Below are 16,673 nucleotides of genomic sequence, written 5' to 3'. Positions count from 1 at the left end.
AAGGAAGATCCTCAATGAAGAGAATGCGTTGGCTCACCGTGGGCCTGGCAACACTCACCGTCGCTGCGCTGGCCGGATGTTCGAGTGGCGGCGCTGACCCGGATTCGTCCAGTGGCGGCTCCCTGACCGTCTGGGTCATGGGTGACAGCTCGACCAAGTTCGACGCCCTCGTCGCGCCGTTCGAAGAATCGAGCGGCATCGACGTCGAAACCGTCGCCATCCCCTGGGACAGCGTCGACCAGAAGTTCACGACGGCGGTCGCCTCCGGTGACGGACCCGATGTGTTGCAGATCGGACTATCCAAGCTGCGTACGTATGCCGACAGCGGGGCACTGCTCCCGCTCGAGGATGCCGACCTTGCCGACTACCCGAACCTTGCCGCATCGAACTTCGTCGACGGGGTCGCGGGAGATGCGACCGCGATCGGCGGCCAGATCGTCTCGCTGCCCTGGGTCTCCGACACGCGCGTGCTGTTCTACCGCAGCGACATCCTCGCGGAGGCGGGGATCGACGCACCGCCGGCTACCTGGGATCAGCTTCGCGCCGACGCCAAGACTCTCGCCGCGCGGGGTGACGGATCGTACGGGTACTACATTCCGCAGTGGGACAGCGCTCTCCCGGTCATCATGACGTGGGACCAGGGCGGCCAGATCGTCGATGCGAACGACACCATCGACTTCAACACTCCCGACTTCGAAAAGGCGGTCGACCTCTACACCGGTCTGTATGCGGACGGAAGCGTCCCGACCAACAGCGACTTCGACCAGACCCAGGGCTTCATCAGCGGCGCGACGCCGATGCTGGTCAGCGGCCCGTACCTCGCTGCCGCGATCTCGGATGCCGCCCCCGAACTCGAGGGCAGCTGGGGCGTCACGACGGTTCCCGAAACGGTGACCAACACCTCACTGTTCGCAGGATCAAACCTCGGTGTCTGGGGGTCGACGCAGAACAAGGCCGGCGCGCTCCAGCTGCTGGACTACCTCTCGCAGCCGGCGGTGCAGGTGCAGTGGTACGAAGCGGACGGCCAGCTGCCGACGGTGAAAGCAGCGCTCGAAGATACCGCTCTCACGGGGGACCCCCTCGTCGCGGTGTTCACGGAACAGCTCGCCAATGCGGAGCTCCTCCCCTCGTCCCCAACTGGGACGGCGAGACCGGGAAGGCGCTGTTGGACGCGCTGAACTCCATCGTGCTCACGGGAGCCGATCGGACGGTCGCGCTGGACGCGCTGTTCGCGGCAACCACCGGAACCCCCGCGAACTAAGGAACCCGGGGGTGGGGCGCCCACGGCGCCCCACCCCCGCACGCGCATGAGAAACCGATTCCTCCCGTACGCCTTCGTCGGGCCAGCGATGCTCCTGCTGGTCACCTTCGGCATCCTGCCGATCCTGGTGGCGTTGCTGGTGAGCTTCACCGACATGAACCTCGCGGGCCTGGGCAACTGGTCACGCATCCAGTTCATCGGTACGGACAACTACACCAAACTGTTCGCCGATCCATCGTTCTGGCAGGCGCTGGGGAACACTGCCCTGTTCGCCATCATCGGCGTCCCGAGCGTCATCGTGATCTCCCTCGTGATCGCTCTCGCGCTCAATCACTCGCAGGGACGCTTCTTTCGCGCGCTCCGCTCGTTCTACTTCGTCCCAGCAATCACCGCCATCGTCGCGGTCGCGCTGGTCTGGGGCTATTTGTACAACACCCAGTTCGGGCTGTTCAACTACCTCCTGTCCCTCGTCGGACTGCCGCCGGTGCCCTGGCTGTCAGATCCGATCGTCGTGAAGTTCTCGGTCGTGATGGTCGCCGTGTGGCGCGGGCTGGGGCTGAACGTCATCATCTTCCTCGCTGCGCTACAGGGCGTCCCCAAGGAATACCTCGAGGCCGCGGAGATTGACGGCGCGTCGGGACTGCGGCGCATCGTCTCGATCGTGATCCCCCTCCTGCGCTTCGCGATCTTCTTCGTCACGATCACCACCGTGATCGCGTGGCTCCAGTTCTTCGACGAACCGTTCGTCCTCACCAAGGGTGGACCGCTGGGTGCATCGACATCGATCGCGCTCTTCCTCTACCAGGAGGGGTTCTCGCTGAGCCAGTTCGGCTACGCCAGCGCCGGCTCGGTGATCCTCGTCGCGATCATCGCGGTCATCACCGTCATCCAACTGCGTCTTCGGAGGGCCGATGTCGACTACTGAGACCCGCCCGCGCGACGCCGCGCGCCGCCGGCGTGCCCGAACCGGCACGATCATCATCGGAATCCTGCTGGCAATCGGCGCGATCATCACGGCATTCCCGTTCCTGTGGATGCTCTTCGCCTCCGTCAAGCCCCGCAGCGAGTCCGTGGCGTATCCGCCGCACCTGCTTCCCCAACAACCCACGTTCGAGTACTTCGTGCAGCTGTTCACCGAGCTGGACTTCGGCCGCTACCTCCTGAACACTCTCGCGATCGTGGCGATCTGCATGGTCGGCCTCCTGCTGATGGCCGCTGCGGGGTACGGATTCGCGAAGTTCACCTTCCCGGGACGCGACGCGCTCTTCTTCCTCGTGCTGGTGACGATGATGATCCCCGGCCAGGTCACGATGATCCCGAGCTACCTGATCCTCAACGGCATGAAGCTCACCAACACCCTCGTCGGTATCGCCCTCCCGATGCTCGTGTCGGGATTCGCGGTGTTTCTCTTCCGCCAGTTCATGACGACGATCCCCACCGAAGTCATCGAAGCGGCCCGCATGGACGGGGCCGGCGAATGGCGGATCTTCTTCGGCATCATCCTGCCGATGTCCGGCCCGATCCTGGCCGTCCAGGTCGTGCTGACCTTCATCGCGGGCTGGAACAGCTTCCTGTGGCCGCTCATCATCGCGAACGACCAGAGCTTCTACACGCTCTCGGTCGGCCTGTCGCTGCTGAACCAGCAGATCGCGACCAACCCGTCCCTGCAGATGGCCGCATCCACCCTGATGGTCGTGCCCATCCTCATCGTGTTCATCGTCTTCCAGCGCTACGTCGTCCAAGGCTTCGCGCTGTCCGGTTTGAAGTAAGGACCCTCACCTCGTGACCACCCTCATGACCTCCACACCTCGCCGCGGCTTCGTGCGCGCCGAGGGAACCCGCCTCGTCGATGACGGGGGCCCCGTGCAGCTGCGCGGAATAGGTCTGGGGAACTGGTTACTCGCGGAAGGGTACATGTGGCAGTTCGGCGACGACATGTCCTCGCCACGACAGATCGAGAGGCGCGTCGCTGAACTGATCGGACCCGAACGAGCCGCCACCTTCTGGCGTCGCTTCCGGGACTCGTTCATCACCGAGGCGGATTTCGCGCAGATCTCGGCCGCCGGATTCGATCACGTGCGCCTGCCGATCAATGCCCGCGGCGTCATCGACGATGATGGCGAGCTCCTCGAGGAGGGGTTCGCGTACATCGACCGCGCGGTGGCCTGGAGCGAACGGCACGGGCTGCGCATCCTGCTCGATCTTCACGGCGCCCCCGGGGGTCAGACCGGCACGAACATCGACGACTCGCCGCGGGGTGCGCCCGAGCTGTTCACCTCGCCTCGCTACCGCGCCCTGACTGTCCGACTGTGGCAGGAACTCGCGCGGCGCTACCGAGACCGCGAGTCCGTGCTCGGGTACGACCTTCTCAACGAGCCTCTCCCGAACGAGTGGCAATACCGGTACCACGACGAACTCATCGACACCTACCGGGAGCTGACCGCGGCGATCCGCGAGATCGACGACCGTCACCTTCTCATGTATGAGGGCAGCCACTGGGCTACCAACCCCGCGCCCGTGTCCGTTCGCTACGACGAGAACCAGGCTGTTCAGTTCCACCGCTACTGGTGTCCTCCGGACCAGACGAGCATCGCCGACTTCCTCGCCCTCCGCCGCGACCTCGGCGCCCCGATCTACATGGGTGAGGGCGGCGAGAACACTCCCCAGTGGGTCTACGCCGCTACCCGGCTCTACGAGCGGCACGACATCGGCTGGAACTTCTGGCCCTGGAAGAAGCTGAACACCCTGACCTCTCCGCTCTCAGCGCGCCTGCCTTCCGGATGGGGGCGATCGCCGATCCCGAGCAGCGCCCGGACCCGGACGAGAGCGCCGCCATCCTCGAGGAGTTCCTCGAGGGCCTCTCGGTAGACCGCTGCGACGTGCGCACGCCGATCCTGCGCGCCCTCTTTGCCGAGCCTGACCTCGACCTGCCCGCGTGGGCAGGTCGCCGAGACGACGCGGAGACGGCGCTAGCGGACCTCGTCTGCGCGGAGCTCCCGGCAGATATCTGGCATCACACCAGCGGCGCGCCCTACGCCGAGAACGAGTTCGTTCCCGTCGATCTCGAACCTGGCCAGCACCTGTCGTTCGACCTCGCGAGGGAGCCGCGAGCGTGGAGCATCGACGCGGATCTCCCTCACGCGGTCAGCGGCCGGTGGGACCGGGGATCCCTGACGCTCTCGACGACCGCGCTCGTGCGGATTCGCAAGGTCGTGGTGCGCACATGACGGGATATCGTCGGACTATGAGCGCACCGACCCGGTCGGGATCGTCGCCGTCCCGCGAGTCGACGACAGTGACGACGCTGCGTCAGCAGAATCGTGCCGCCGCCCTGCAGTTCATCCTGCAGGAACGCGAGACGACCCGCGCCGCACTCGCCCACCGCTGCGGGCTGTCTGCCGCGTCGGCCGCCAACATCACTGCCGAACTCATCGAGGACGGACTGGTCGCCGAGGTCGGCTCTGTCGCCTCGCGCGGCGGCCGCCCGATCTCGTTGCTCGCTCCGCGTGCAGACGGCGCCTACGCCATCGGCGTCGACGTCGGCGAACGTGGCGTCGCGGTGGAGCTCTTCGATCTGTCGCTGACTATGGTCGATCGCGAATTCCGCGGCGGCCGTCAAGAAGAGTCCCCCGACGATATCCACCGCGACCTCATCGAGGCTGTCGCGGCGTTGCGAGCCCGCAACGCCGAGCGCTGGCCACGCGTCCTGGGCATCGGACTCGGTTTACCCGGCGTCGTCGAGACCGACGGGGCCGGCGAGCACGTGCTCTACGCGCAGAGCCTGGGGTGGGCCCCTTTCCCCATTCCGCGCGATCTCGATCCCGAGTTGCCCGTCTTCGCCGAGAACGGCGCGAAGACCCAGGCGCGCGCCGAGCTCTGGTACGGCGCGGCCCGCGGAATCGATCACGCAGTGATTGCCCTGCTGGGCCGCGGTGTCGGCCTGGGCGTCATCAGCGGCGGCGAGCTGGCTCACGGTGCCTTCAGCGGCGCGGGCGAATGGGGACACACGAAGATCCGATACGGCGGCGAGCTGTGCCGGTGCGGGCAGCGGGGCTGCGTCGAGGCCTACCTCGGAGCTGACGCGATCCTGAACTCGTGGCGCACCCGCGGCGGCCACTTCGAGGGAAGCGGGTGGCAAGCCATCGGCGCGCTCCTGCGCGAATCAGACGCCGTGTCCCAGAGCGTTGTCGCCGAGATCACTGAAGCGCTCGGCGCTGCACTGGGGAGCATCGTCAATCTCACCAATCCCCAGCGCGTCGTCGTCGGCGGATGGGTGGGAATGCGCCTCATGGAGAAGCACCAGGATCGGATCGCCGAGGCCGTTCGTCGCAACTGCCTCGAGCGCTTCGGGGTCCAGTTCGACCTCGTGCCCGCGACGTTCGGCGGTGACACCGTTGCTCTCGGTTCGGCTCTCATGCCGATCACCGCCCTCATCGCCACCCCGCGCAACCAACTCTTCGCGACCTGAGACCGGGGCGCGCTCGACTCTGCTGCCCCTCGTGCCGTGATTCGCGTCACCGAGCGTTCACCGGCCGCGAGGTGTGCCGCACCCGCGCCGCCCTACACTCGGGTCATGTCCACCGCACCGCACGTCATCGTCGGAGCAGGCCCGGTCGGGTCGTCCCTCGCCCGCATCCTCACCGGTGACGGCGAGTCGGTGATCGTCGTCACCCGCTCCGGTCGCACCCCGGCCGGTGACGGGCTCCGGTCGGTCGCCGCTGACGCGTCCGATCCCGATGCGCTCTCACGAATCTGCTCCGGGGCAGCGGCGATCTACAACTGTGCAAACCCCGGAAGCTACGTCGAGTGGGAGCGGCTATGGCCGCCGCTGGCGTCCGCGCTGCTGACGGCAGCCGAGTCGACCGGCGCCGTCCTGGTCACGATGTCGAACCTGTACGGGTACGGCCCGGTGACGGCCCCGATGACGGCAGGCATGCCGCTGCGGCCGACAGACCACAAAGGAGCCCTGCGGGCGCGGATGTGGGAGGACGCCCGCGCTGCGCACGAGGCAGGCCGTATCCGCGCGACCGAGGCTCGCGCGTCGGACTACATCGGCCCGACCCTGCCGGTCGCGAGCGGGCTGCTTGCGAGGTACGCGCAATCAACGCTTGCGGGCAAGCCGGCATCCGTGTTCGCCGATCCCGACGTACCGCACGCGTGGACCGCGATCGACGACGTGGCGCGAACTCTCGCGACGCTCGGCCGCGATGACCGCGCGTGGGGCCGGCCCTGGCTGGTGCCGACCAATCCGCCCGTCAGCGTCCGCGACACCCTCCGCGAACTGAGCGCTGCCGCCGGCGCCCCGGAACCGCGGCTGCGGCTCGTGCCGCGGTGGCTCCTGCGCGCCGGCGGCGTCGCGGTGCCGCTGCTTCGCGAGGTGAACGGGATGCTCTATCAGTTCGATGCCCCTTTCGAGGTCGATGCGACCGAGACGGAGGAGTCATTCGGCATCCGTCCCACGACCTGGGATGGTCTCATCACCGAGACGGCGCGAGCGTGGCGGCAGCGCCTCTCGGCCTGAAGCGCCTCAGCGCGCTCGAGGATGCGAGGTGACGTACACGTCGCGGAGCGCATCGACGCTGACGTGCGTGTAGATCTGGGTGGTCGCGACCGAGGCGTGCCCCAGCAGCTCCTGCACGACACGCACATCGGCCCCGCCCTGCAGCAGGTGCGTTGCGAACGAGTGCCGCAGCGTGTGGGGCGAGACGTGGGCATCCAGGTGCGCGCGTTCGGCGGCGGCCTGGATGACAAGCCACGCGCTCTGACGTGACAGCGGGGCCCCTCGTGCCCCGAGGAACAGCCGCGGGCTGGCCGTGCCGCGGCGGGCGAGCTCGGGCCGCGCGCGGGTGAGGTAGGCATCCACTGCCGCCCGGGCGTAGGACCCGATCGGAACGATGCGCTCCTTCGACCCCTTCCCTCGCACCCGCAGGATGTCGCCGTCGGTCACATCGTCGACATCGAGGTTCACGGCCTCGGAAACACGCGCTCCGGTTGCGTAGAGCAGTTCCAGAAGAGCCCGGTCGCGCAGCGCCACAAGATCCGCGGGCGTCGCAGCTGCAGGCTCGGGGCCTGCCGCCGCGAGGAGCGCCTCCACCTGCTCGATCGTGAGCGCCTTCGGGAGGCGACGGGGCATCTTCGGCGGCGTCACGTGCGTCGTCGGGTCGACGGGGTCGATGCCTTCGACGACGAGGAACCGGTGCAGCCCCGCACCGACGATTGCAGCCTCGCCAGGCTCGTGGCAGCCGGGGGCGGGTCGGATGCCGCACGCTCGGCGATGAACTCCGTCACGAGGGCCGGCGTCACCTGGGTGGAGTCGTCGATCCCCCGACCGGTCAGCCACTGCCGGTACGGTCCGAGGTCGCGGCGATAGGCCGCCACGGTGTGCGCCGACAGCCCCCGCTCGATCGTGACGTGACGCAGGTAGGTGTCCAGCGCCCGATCTAGCTGCATCCTCAGTCCTGGCGTTCGCGACGCAGCACTTCGGCGGCGGCGAGCACCCCCACCGAGAGGATGCCGTTGCGCAGGCTCCCGTCCAAGACGCCCGTGATGACGTCGTCGAGCGGGACCCACGCGAGCCGGATATCGGCTTCCTCATCCTCCCGCGCGTGCACCTCGGGTGCCGCGCTGAGCCCGCGGGCCAGGAACAGGTGCACGACCTCGTCGTTTCCGCCGGGCGTCGTGAAGATACTGACAAGCGGCTGCCAGGAGTCGGCGACGAGGTCAGCTTCCTCGGCCAGCTCCCGCTGCGCCGTCGCCATCGGGGGCTCGCCGGCAACATCGAGGAGCCCCGCCGGCACCTCCCAGTCCCGGTGGCGGATCGGATGCCGATACTGCTGGATCAGCAGCATCCGGCCATCCTCGTCGATCGCGACGACCGCTGCCGCGCCGGGGTGATCGACGTACTCGCGCACGATGTCGGCGTCGCCGTAGCGGACGGTGTCGCTGCGGACATCCCACACGCGCCCCTCGTGCACGAGCGTCGACGAAACGACGGGAGCCTCGAACGGCTCGTCCTGCACCGGAGCGCTCATCCCGTCACTCCTCCGACTCGACGTCGAAGAGTTCGCTTGCCCGGTGCCTCTCGAGAGCAGCGCCGACCAGTCCGCGGAACAGAGGATGCGGCGCCGTGGGCCGCGAGCGCAGCTCGGGGTGCGCCTGCGTCGCGATGTAGTACGGGTGCACCTCGCGGGGAAGCTCGACGTACTCGACCAGGTTGCGATCGGGCGAGAGCCCCGAGAACCGCAGGCCTGCGGTGGCCAGGCGGTCGCGGTAGGCGTTGTTGACCTCGTAGCGGTGACGGTGACGCTCAGACACGCTGGTTGCCCCGTACACCTCGGCGGCGATCGATCCTTCGTCGAGCTGGGCCGGGTACAGACCCAGGCGCATCGTGCCGCCGAGATCGCCGTGATCGATGATGTCGACCTGCTCCGCCATCGTCGCGATGACCGGGAACTCGGTGTCGGGATCGAACTCGCTCGAGGAGGCCCCGGGAAGATCGGCCATGGTGCGTGCGTACTCGATCACCATGCACTGCAGGCCCAGGCACAGGCCGAGAGTGGGGATGCCCTGTTCGCGCGCAAAGCGCAGTGCCCCGAGCTTGCCCTCGATCCCCCGGATGCCGAACCCGCCCGGAACGACGATGCCATCCACCGATGCGAGAGCCTTCTCTGCGCCCTCTGGGGTCTCGCACAGGTCGGAGGGAATCCAGGTGATGTTGACGTGGGTCTCGTGTGCGAACCCGCCAGCCTTGAGCGCCTCGGTGACCGAGAGATAGGCATCGGGCAGGTCGATGTACTTGCCCACGAGTCCGATCGTGACCTCGTGCTTGGGGTTGTGGACGGCCTGCAGCACGCGACTCCAGCGCGCCCAGTCGACGCGGCCGGCCTTGTCGATGTCGAGCGCGTCGACGATGTAGTCATCGAGCCCCTGGTCGTGGAGCATCGTGGGGATGTCGTAGATGCTCGGCACGTCCACCGCGTTCACGACGGCGCCTTCGTCCACGTCGCACATGAGCGCGATCTTGCGCTTGTTCGCTTCGGTGACGGGGCGGTCACTGCGCAGGACGAGCGCGTCGGGCTGGATGCCGATCGAGCGCAGCGTCGCGACCGAGTGCTGCGTGGGCTTGGTCTTCTGCTCGCCCGAGGCCCCCATGAACGGGACGAGCGAGACGTGGACGAAGAAGACGTTCTTGCGGCCGAGCTCGTGCCGGATCTGCCGCGCCGACTCGATGAACGGCTGCGACTCGATGTCGCCGACCGTGCCGCCGATCTCGGTGATGATGACATCCGGCTGCGGGTCTTCGGTCGCCTGCAACCGCATGCGCCGCTTGATCTCATCGGTGATGTGCGGAATGACCTGCACGGTGTCGCCGAGGTACTCGCCGCGCCGCTCACGGGCAATGACCTGCGAGTAGATCTGTCCGGTCGTGACGTTGGCCGCCTGACTCAGGTCGATATCGAGGAAACGTTCGTAGTGCCCGATGTCGAGATCGGTCTCGGCCCCGTCATCGGTGACGAAGACCTCGCCGTGCTGGAAGGGATTCATCGTGCCCGGGTCGACGTTCAGGTACGGGTCGAGCTTCTGCATGACGACCCGCAAGCCGCGAGCAGTGAGCAGATTGCCCAGACTCGCGGCGGTCAGACCCTTCCCGAGAGAGGAAACGACGCCTCCAGTGACGAAGATGTGCTTCGTCGTGGAGACCCCCGACGAGCGCTCCGCGACGGTGGAAGAAGGGGACGCCACGGCGTCATCCGAAGGGGAACCGTGCGAGTCACTCGGGGTCTGCATCACGGGCTTCGATCCTATCAGTCGGTGGCAGCGCCCAGATCGAGCAACTCGCGGGCATGACTCAGCGCCGCCTCGGAATCCGGCATACCCGACAGCAGCCGAGCCATCTCGGCTTCCCGATCGGCGCCGGTGAGCTGGTGCACACCGGATGCCGTCACCGCGCCATCGCTGGCTTTGATGACGCTGAGGTGGTTGGTGGCAAACGCCGCGACCTGGGCGAGGTGGGTCACGGCGATCACCTGGGACGTCTGCGCGAGGCGCGCAAGGCGCCTGCCGACCTCGATCGCAGCGGCGCCGCCGATACCGGCATCCACCTCATCGAAAACGAAGGTCGGGACGGCGTCAACGCCAGCGATGACGACCTCGATCGCGAGCATGACGCGGCTGAGCTCGCCTCCGGAGGCACTGCGCGAGACCGGGCGGGGCGAGGAGCCGGGGTGTGGCGCGAGCAGGATCGCCACCTCGTCACGACCGGACCGGCTGGGCGCGGCGGGGGTGACGGAGACCTCGACCCGCGCATCCGGCATCGCCAGCGCGTGCAACTCAGCGCTCACCAGCTCCGCAAGACGGGAGGCGGCGCCGGTCCGGGCCGCCGTAAGCGCGGCCGCGGCCTCGTCGAGGGCGGATGCCGCTTCCTCGCGCTCCCGCGTGAGCCGGTCGACCCGCTCGCCGTCGTCGTCCAGCTCGGCCAACCGCGCCGATCCGGTGTCCAGGAGCGCGATCGCCTCCTCGAGCGACCCGTGTGTGCGCACGAGCTCCGCGAGCGCGGCACGCCGTTCCTCGACGGCGGCAAGCTCGTGCGGGCCGGATTCGTCGAGGTCTGCGAGATACCCCGCGAGCGAGGCTGAGACGTCGACGAGCCGATATCCGATGTCGGCGACCTGCTCCGCGAGTCGCTCGAGCTCGGGATCGCTGCCCGCAGCCCGCTCCAGGGCGCGCCGGGCCTCCCCCACCAGCGTCGTCGCATCGGGGGTTTCGTCCTCCGCCGTCAGCGCGGCATGCGCCAGGGCGGCGGCCTCGCGGAGCGCTTCGGCGTTGGCAAGCCGCTCCGCGCGCTGGGTGAGTTCGGCATCCTCACCGGTGCGGGGTGCCGTCGCCTCGATCACCGCGATCGCTGCTCGAAGCTCGTCGGCTTCCGCCGCTCGCGCATCGCGATCCGCGACGAGGGTCGAAAGTTCCTGCTCCAGCCGCTCCCAGGCCTCGAACCGTTCCCGATAGGTCGCGAGAGCCTCCGCGACGGCGGCACCCCCGAACCGGTCGAGCGCGTCGCGCTGGGCGGTAGCCGAGCGCAGCCGCAACTGCTCGGACTGCCCGTGCACGACCACGAGGTCGTCGGCGAGGTCTGAGAGGACCGCGGCGGGTGCTGCCCGCCCCCCGACGGCTGCGCGGCTGCGCCCCTCGCTCGAGATGGTGCGCCCGACGATCAGTTCGGCCCGCGTGTCGTCGATGGGTTCGACATCCGCGCCGGCCTCGCGCACCCGTTCTGCCACAGCTCCGTCGGGCGGCACGATCCACACGCCCTCGACGGATGCCTGCGCCGCCCCGGCGCGCACGGCGCCGCTGTCGGAGCGCTGCCCGAGCAGAAGACCGAGCCCCGTCACGACCATCGTCTTGCCCGCGCCGGTCTCCCCCGTGATCGCGGTGAATCCCGGACCGATCGGCAGGGTCGCCTCGGCGATGACGCCGAGGTCGCGCAGAGTCATCTGCTCGATCACGAACTCTCCGCCGCCGGTGACGGTCCGCGCCATCCTTCGACAGGCAGACGGAACTTCTTGACAAGCCGGTCGGTGAACGAAGCCGGGTGCAGCCGCGCCAGTCGCACGGGATGCTCCGACCGGCGCACCACGACGCGGGCGCCCACGGGAAGGTCGTGGGAGCGACGACCATCGCACCAGAGGATGCCGGTGCCGTTGGTGCGCTCGAGGAGTTCGATGGCGACGGTGTGCTCGGGCGCGATCACGAGGGGCTTGGCGAACAGGGCGTGAGCCGACAGCGGGACGACGGCGATCGCCTCGACGCTGGGCCAGATCACCGGGCCGCCGGCGGAAAAGTTGTAGGCGGTCGAGCCGGTCGGGGTCGACACGACGATGCCGTCACAGCCGAACGAGGACAGCGGCCTGCCGTCGATCTCGATGACCACCTCCAGCATCCGCTCTCGGCTGGCCTTCTCGACGGTGGCCTCGTTCAGGGCCCACGTTTCGTAAATGACCTGCTCACCACGATCTTTGATGCGCACCTGGAGGGCGAGGCGCTCTTCGACCGTGTAGTCACGGTCGATGACGCGCCGGACTGCCTCGTCCATGTCGTCGCGCTCGATCTCGGCGAGAAAGCCGACGTGTCCCATGTTGATCCCGAGAACCGGGGCGCTGCCCTCGCGAACAAGCTCTGCCGCGCGCAGGATCGTGCCGTCCCCGCCGAGGACGATCGCCAGCTCGATGTCGGCGATCGCCACATCTGCCCCGAGGGTCGCCAACGGTCCCGCGATCGCCGTGCCCAGCTCGGCCCGGTCGTCCGCTGACAGCACGGGCCTGGCGCCCGCATCACGCAACGCGCCGATCACCCGGGCGGCAGCGTCGACCGTTTCGGGTCGGCGCGCGTGCGCGACCACGAGGATGTTGCGGCCCTCGTCGGTCATCGTGCTCCCGTCAGCTGATTCACCGTGCTGATCCATTCTGTCGGATTGCTCCCCCGCAAGGCCGCCAGATGCACGAGGTACTCGAGGTTGCCGTGCGTGCCGACGATCGGGGAGGAGATCACCCCGGCGGTACGCAGCCCGAGATCCCACGCCGACCAGAGCACTCCCATGACGGCCTCGGAGCGCAGTGCCGCATCCGTCACGATCCCTTCACGGATGCCGGTACGCCCCACCTCGAACTGCGGCTTCACGAGCAGGATGATGTCGGCATCCGCCGCTGCCACCCGGCAGATCGCGGGAAGAACATGTCCCAGCGAGATGAAGGACAGGTCCCCGACGACGACCTGGGGCTGCTGATCCACGCCGGATGCCGACCGTAGCGTGTCGGCATCCATGTAGCGCACATTGAAACCTTCGACCGAGACCACCGCGGGGTCGGCGGAGATCGTGGGCGCCAGCTGGCCGTGTCCGACGTCGACCGCGATCACCGGCGTCGCGTCGCGCTCCCGCAGCACCTGCGTGAACCCACCCGTCGACGCGCCGAGGTCGAGCGCGGGTTTGCCGGCGACGTCCACTGTGAACGCGTCAAGCGCTGCGACGAGCTTGTGCGCCCCGCGACTCACGTAGTGATCGGCGGCGGCGACCTCGATGACCGATGCCGCGTCCACCGGCGCGGAGGGCTTGACGACCCCCTGGCCGTCGACGCTGACGCTGCCGGCGGCGATCAGGCGCGCCGCGTGGGTCCGCGAGCGAGCCAGGCCGCGAGCGGCGAGCTCGGCATCCAATCGAGGTGTCATAGGTACAGTGTCATCGACGCCGTGCGGCGGCCGCGGCCTCACGCACGCGGAGCCTCAGGGTTCTGCTCGAGCCGCCGCGCCAAGTCTTCGTGGATCGCTTCGTAGGCCGCGGCGCGATCGGACAGCGGCTGCGACTCGACGATGTCGAGTCGCGACAGCAGATCCTCGTCAGGCCGGGGTGCACCGGCGTCGGGTCGCTCATCGCCCGAGCCGGTCTGGTCGGGGACGGCGTCCTCGTCGGGGCGATCGTCGCTGAGCATGACACCCAGACTACGGGCGTCACGGCGTGGAGCGGACGCTTGTGAGACCGCGCGAGCGATCAGGGACGGTGGAACGGATCGGCGTACAGCCGCTCGGGTACCCGGAAGCCGAAGATCGCGCGACCGGTCCCCCAGATCGCTGCGGCTCCGGCCCGCAGCAGGTCGATCGGACGCTCCCCCTCGGCGAGGATCGTGACATCCGGACCATCGATCCTCACGCGAGCGCCCCGCACCTCGGTCACGCCGTCGCGCGTGACGGCCGCGGGGTAGGGCTCACTGAGCTCGCGAAGATCCCCGAGAATGTACGTCGGCTGAGATCCGGCGGGCGCCGCGAGGATGTGCTTGGGCCGGTCGATTCCGGTCAGGACGATCGCCGAGGCGATTCCCGCCCGACACGCGCCGAGGATGTCGGTATCGAGCCGGTCACCGATGAACAACGGATGCTGCGCCCCGAACCGGGCGACGGCCTCGTCGAAGATCGGTGTCTCCGGCTTTCCCGCGACCGTGGCAAGCCGACCCACCGCGGTATGCACCGCCGACACGAGGGTCCCATTCCCGGGCGCGATGCCGCGTGCCTGAGGAATCGTCCAGTCGGTGTTCGTCGCGATCCACGGAATGCCGCCCTTGTCCTCGGGCGTCTTCAGCGCAAACGCCGCCTCGGCCAGGTGCTTCCACCCGACATCGGGGGAAAAGCCCTGTACGACAGCGGCCGGTGAATCCTCGGCGCTGCGCGTGACGACGTATCCGGCCTTCTCGAGCTCGACGACAAGTCCCTCGCCACCGACCACGAGGATCGTCGCGCCCGGCTCGACGCGGGTCCGCAGCAGACGCGTGGCAGCCTGCGGGCTTGTGACCACATCCGACGGCTGCGCGGACAGACCCAGTTCGCGCAGATGGGCGGCCACCGTCGCGTCGGTGCGTGACGCGTTGTTGGTGATGAACCCGAGCCGCCGTTCCCCGAGCGCGGAGAGACTCTCGACAGCCCACGGCAGCGCACCAGCCCCGGCATAGACGACACCGTCGAGATCAGCCAGGACCACATCGACGCCCTCGAGGGGCGTTGCCTCTGAGCGCCGGCGGGAGAAGACCGCCATCACCGCACTCCGTCAGTGGGATCATCCGTCCGCTCGTCCGCAGCGGGGCTGGTCGCCTCCGGCGAGGCGGCATCCGTCGCTCCGGACTCCTCGGGCTCGGATTCCTCGGGCTCGGCCCCTCCAGCTCGGACTCGGCCCGCTCCGGCTCGGCCCGCTCCGGCTCGGTGTTGGCCGGCATCTCGTCGTCGGATTCGACCTCCTCGGGCTCGATGTCCTCCACGAAGAGCTCTTCGCTCTCGGCATAGCCCGCGGCGGCATCCAGGGCGTCGGCGGCGACGACTGCGCGCCGCTGCCACTCCTGCGCCTCCTCGACCCGACCCAGTTCCTCGAGAACCGTCGCCCGCGCAGCGAAGAGCGCCGGCGACCACTCGAAAGCACGGTCCGGGTCGAGCTCAGGGATGTCCAGCTCGCTCAGCGCGCGTTCGGGCTCACCGAGATCCAGGCGGGCACCCGACATCGCGATCGCGAGTTCAACCCGCACAGCCGGTGGGAGCGCGGCACGATCCGCGGCGCGTCCGGCCTCCAGCGCCCGATCGGGACGCCCGACGCCGCGTTCGCTGTCCACGAGGAGGGCGATCTGATCATCGCGACCGGAGATGCGGCGATAGGTGCGCAGCTCCCGCAGGGCGAGCGCGAAATCGCCCGTGGCGTACGCGGTGATCGCGGCGGTCTCGCGGACAACAGCGATTCGCCCCGCACGGGACACAGCCGCCTGCGCGTGCTCGTGGGCCAGAGCCGGGTCCTCGTCGATGAGGCGGGCCGCCATCGCGAGATGGCGTGCCACGGCGTCGGCGTTCTCCTTGCTCAGTGTCTTGAGCTCGTTGCGAGCCGGAGCTGCGAGGTCACGTGCGGTGACGTCTTCGGGGATCTCCGGAGCACGGGGCCGGTCGTCGCGAGCACGGTCGTCCCGCGGACGCTCGTCGCGAGGACGCTCGCCGTAGGGACGATCGCCACGGGGAGCACCGCTCCGAGGACGATCCCCAGAGGGACGATCGCCTCGGGGACGATCCCCACGAGGAGCACCGCTCCGAGCGCGATCACCCGAAGGACGATCCCCACGCGGACGATCATCCCGCGCGCGATCCCCATACGGAGCACCGCTCCGAGCCCGGTCACCCGAAGGCCGGTCACCACGCGGACGATCACCTCGGGGGCGGTCATCGCGGGCACGATCACCTCGAGGAGCGCTACTCCGGGAACGATCCCCATACGGACGATCACCGCCCGACCGCTCGCCGTATCGACGATCGCTGCCCGACCGCTCGCCTCGGTCGGCGGCGCCGCCCCGATCGCCGGCACCACGGGGTGCTCCAGAACGATCATGCAAGCGCCCCGAGCCTGCCCGTTCGGAGCGCGCGCCAGGCTTGTCGCCAGACCGCGGCGGCCGCGCGTCGCGCGAACCCGACCCGCGGGGCGCCTGACCATCGCGCCGTGCAGGGCGGCCCTCCGAGGAACGACGATCGCCTGACGCACCGCGATCTCGACCGTCGCGACGGCGATCCGGAGACTCCTCCGACGGCCGTGAATTCTCCTCCGTCATGACGGTCTCCTCTCTTCGCTCGCACGCCGTAGCCGTACGAAAACTCTGTTAACGCGAAATGGCCACCCAACATTGGGTGGCCATTTCTCGAAAGAAGTCCGGCGGTGTCCTACTCTCCCACAGGGTCGCCCCTGCAGTACCATCGGCGCTGAGAGGCTTAGCTTCCGGGTTCGGAATGTAACCGGGCGTTTCCCTCTCGCTATGGCCGCCGAAACACTATTGATGTTTCAGTCTGCACAACAAAATCATTGTCATGCGGTTCTCGACCGTACATCGAGAACCACTCAGTGGACGCAAGC

16 protein-coding genes, 1 rRNA gene and 1 pseudogene are annotated in these 16,673 nt (G+C 68.5%); 7 read left to right on the top strand and 11 right to left on the bottom strand.

Annotated features, from left to right (window positions below):
- The first annotated feature begins 14 nt into the window (after positions 1-14).
- The 7 genes from IT882_RS05285 (at position 15) to IT882_RS05260 (ending at position 6,782) form a co-directional block, all read left to right on the top strand.
- On the top strand, positions 15-1,178 hold the full coding sequence (locus IT882_RS05285) for an extracellular solute-binding protein (protein ID WP_229382320.1): 1,164 nt from the start codon (positions 15-17) through the stop codon (positions 1,176-1,178).
- A gap of 129 nt (positions 1,179-1,307) precedes the next feature.
- Positions 1,308-2,186, top strand: coding sequence for a carbohydrate ABC transporter permease (locus IT882_RS05280; protein ID WP_195693463.1), 879 nt, complete (start codon positions 1,308-1,310; stop codon positions 2,184-2,186).
- Positions 2,173-3,030 carry a carbohydrate ABC transporter permease gene (locus IT882_RS05275; protein ID WP_229382319.1) on the top strand — a complete coding sequence of 286 codons (858 nt, stop codon included), beginning with the start codon at positions 2,173-2,175 and terminating at the stop codon, positions 3,028-3,030. The genes IT882_RS05280 and IT882_RS05275 overlap by 14 nt, the downstream gene beginning before the upstream one ends.
- A gap of 13 nt (positions 3,031-3,043) precedes the next feature.
- The gene (locus tag IT882_RS05270; protein ID WP_229382318.1) at positions 3,044-4,129 is read left to right on the top strand and encodes a glycoside hydrolase family 5 protein; all 1,086 of its coding nucleotides are present in this window, start codon (positions 3,044-3,046) and stop codon (positions 4,127-4,129) included.
- On the top strand, positions 4,042-4,488 hold the full coding sequence (locus IT882_RS16340) for a hypothetical protein (protein WP_229382453.1): 447 nt from the start codon (positions 4,042-4,044) through the stop codon (positions 4,486-4,488). Before IT882_RS05270 ends, IT882_RS16340 begins: the two co-directional genes overlap by 88 nt.
- Before the next feature lie 17 nt (positions 4,489-4,505).
- Positions 4,506-5,729 (top strand): ROK family transcriptional regulator, encoded by a 1,224-nt coding sequence (locus tag IT882_RS05265; RefSeq protein ID WP_195693462.1) that lies wholly within the window; start codon positions 4,506-4,508, stop codon positions 5,727-5,729.
- A 105-nt stretch (positions 5,730-5,834) separates the two neighbouring features.
- On the top strand, positions 5,835-6,782 hold the full coding sequence (locus IT882_RS05260) for an NAD-dependent epimerase/dehydratase family protein (protein WP_195693461.1): 948 nt from the start codon (positions 5,835-5,837) through the stop codon (positions 6,780-6,782).
- A 6-nt stretch (positions 6,783-6,788) separates the two neighbouring features.
- Here the strand turns inward: IT882_RS05260 and xerD are convergent.
- From xerD to rrf, 11 genes and pseudogenes are all read right to left on the bottom strand, one after another.
- Positions 6,789-7,711: pseudogene (xerD, locus tag IT882_RS05255) on the bottom strand (site-specific tyrosine recombinase XerD).
- Positions 7,712-7,713: 2 nt separating this feature from the next.
- Positions 7,714-8,292: an NUDIX domain-containing protein gene (locus tag IT882_RS05245; protein ID WP_195693459.1), complete on the bottom strand. Its 579-nt coding sequence runs from the start codon at positions 8,290-8,292 to the stop codon at positions 7,714-7,716.
- 4 nt (positions 8,293-8,296) lie between these two features.
- On the bottom strand, positions 8,297-10,048 hold the full coding sequence (locus IT882_RS05240; protein ID WP_229382375.1) for a CTP synthase: 1,752 nt from the start codon (positions 10,046-10,048) through the stop codon (positions 8,297-8,299).
- A 17-nt stretch (positions 10,049-10,065) separates the two neighbouring features.
- The gene (recN, locus tag IT882_RS05235; RefSeq protein WP_195694109.1) at positions 10,066-11,763 is read right to left on the bottom strand and encodes a DNA repair protein RecN; all 1,698 of its coding nucleotides are present in this window, start codon (positions 11,761-11,763) and stop codon (positions 10,066-10,068) included.
- Positions 11,760-12,683 (bottom strand): NAD kinase, encoded by a 924-nt coding sequence (locus IT882_RS05230; RefSeq protein ID WP_195693457.1) that lies wholly within the window; start codon positions 12,681-12,683, stop codon positions 11,760-11,762. Before IT882_RS05230 ends, recN begins: the two co-directional genes overlap by 4 nt.
- Entirely contained in the window at positions 12,680-13,480 is an 801-nt protein-coding gene (locus IT882_RS05225) for a TlyA family RNA methyltransferase (protein WP_195693456.1), read from the bottom strand. Before IT882_RS05225 ends, IT882_RS05230 begins: the two co-directional genes overlap by 4 nt.
- 38 nt (positions 13,481-13,518) lie before the next feature.
- On the bottom strand, positions 13,519-13,740 hold the full coding sequence (locus IT882_RS05220) for a hypothetical protein (RefSeq protein ID WP_195694488.1): 222 nt from the start codon (positions 13,738-13,740) through the stop codon (positions 13,519-13,521).
- A gap of 59 nt (positions 13,741-13,799) precedes the next feature.
- Entirely contained in the window at positions 13,800-14,834 is a 1,035-nt protein-coding gene (locus tag IT882_RS05215; RefSeq protein ID WP_195693455.1) for an HAD-IIA family hydrolase, read from the bottom strand.
- Complete coding sequence (locus IT882_RS05210) at positions 14,767-15,618, bottom strand: hypothetical protein (protein ID WP_229382316.1); 852 nt, start codon at positions 15,616-15,618, stop codon at positions 14,767-14,769. The genes IT882_RS05215 and IT882_RS05210 overlap by 68 nt, the downstream gene beginning before the upstream one ends.
- A 20-nt stretch (positions 15,619-15,638) precedes the next feature.
- On the bottom strand, positions 15,639-16,157 hold the full coding sequence (locus IT882_RS05205) for a hypothetical protein (RefSeq protein WP_195693454.1): 519 nt from the start codon (positions 16,155-16,157) through the stop codon (positions 15,639-15,641).
- A 313-nt stretch (positions 16,158-16,470) separates the two neighbouring features.
- Positions 16,471-16,587 (bottom strand): 5S ribosomal RNA (rrf, locus tag IT882_RS05200).
- Positions 16,588-16,673 lie beyond the last annotated feature (86 nt).

The organism is Microbacterium schleiferi, from assembly GCF_015565955.1.
Classification (GTDB): Bacteria; Actinomycetota; Actinomycetes; order Actinomycetales; family Microbacteriaceae; genus Microbacterium; species Microbacterium schleiferi_A.
Note: the sequence above shows the minus strand (reverse complement) of the source record. Positions and strands in the feature narration are given on the sequence as shown.

Bases quoted from the DNA above. Each gene is read 5' to 3' on its own strand.
- IT882_RS05245 (WP_195693459.1), bottom strand. From the start codon at position 8,292: ATGAGCGCTCCGGTGCAGGACGAGCCGTTCGAGGCTCCCGTCGTTTCG.
- IT882_RS05240 (WP_229382375.1), bottom strand. From the start codon at position 10,048: ATGCAGACCCCGAGTGACTCGCACGGTTCCCCTTCGGATGACGCCGTG.
- IT882_RS05220 (WP_195694488.1), bottom strand. From the start codon at position 13,740: ATGCTCAGCGACGATCGCCCCGACGAGGACGCCGTCCCCGACCAGACC.
- IT882_RS05275 (WP_229382319.1), top strand. From the start codon at position 2,173: ATGTCGACTACTGAGACCCGCCCGCGCGACGCCGCGCGCCGCCGGCGT.
- IT882_RS05230 (WP_195693457.1), bottom strand. From the start codon at position 12,683: ATGACCGACGAGGGCCGCAACATCCTCGTGGTCGCGCACGCGCGCCGA.
- IT882_RS05260 (WP_195693461.1), top strand. From the start codon at position 5,835: ATGTCCACCGCACCGCACGTCATCGTCGGAGCAGGCCCGGTCGGGTCG.
- IT882_RS05285 (WP_229382320.1), top strand. From the start codon at position 15: ATGAAGAGAATGCGTTGGCTCACCGTGGGCCTGGCAACACTCACCGTC.
- IT882_RS05215 (WP_195693455.1), bottom strand. From the start codon at position 14,834: ATGGCGGTCTTCTCCCGCCGGCGCTCAGAGGCAACGCCCCTCGAGGGC.
- IT882_RS05265 (WP_195693462.1), top strand. From the start codon at position 4,506: ATGAGCGCACCGACCCGGTCGGGATCGTCGCCGTCCCGCGAGTCGACG.
- IT882_RS05205 (WP_195693454.1), bottom strand. From the start codon at position 16,157: ATGATCGTTCTGGAGCACCCCGTGGTGCCGGCGATCGGGGCGGCGCCG.
- IT882_RS05280 (WP_195693463.1), top strand. From the start codon at position 1,308: ATGAGAAACCGATTCCTCCCGTACGCCTTCGTCGGGCCAGCGATGCTC.
- IT882_RS05225 (WP_195693456.1), bottom strand. From the start codon at position 13,480: ATGACACCTCGATTGGATGCCGAGCTCGCCGCTCGCGGCCTGGCTCGC.
- IT882_RS16340 (WP_229382453.1), top strand. From the start codon at position 4,042: ATGGGGGCGATCGCCGATCCCGAGCAGCGCCCGGACCCGGACGAGAGC.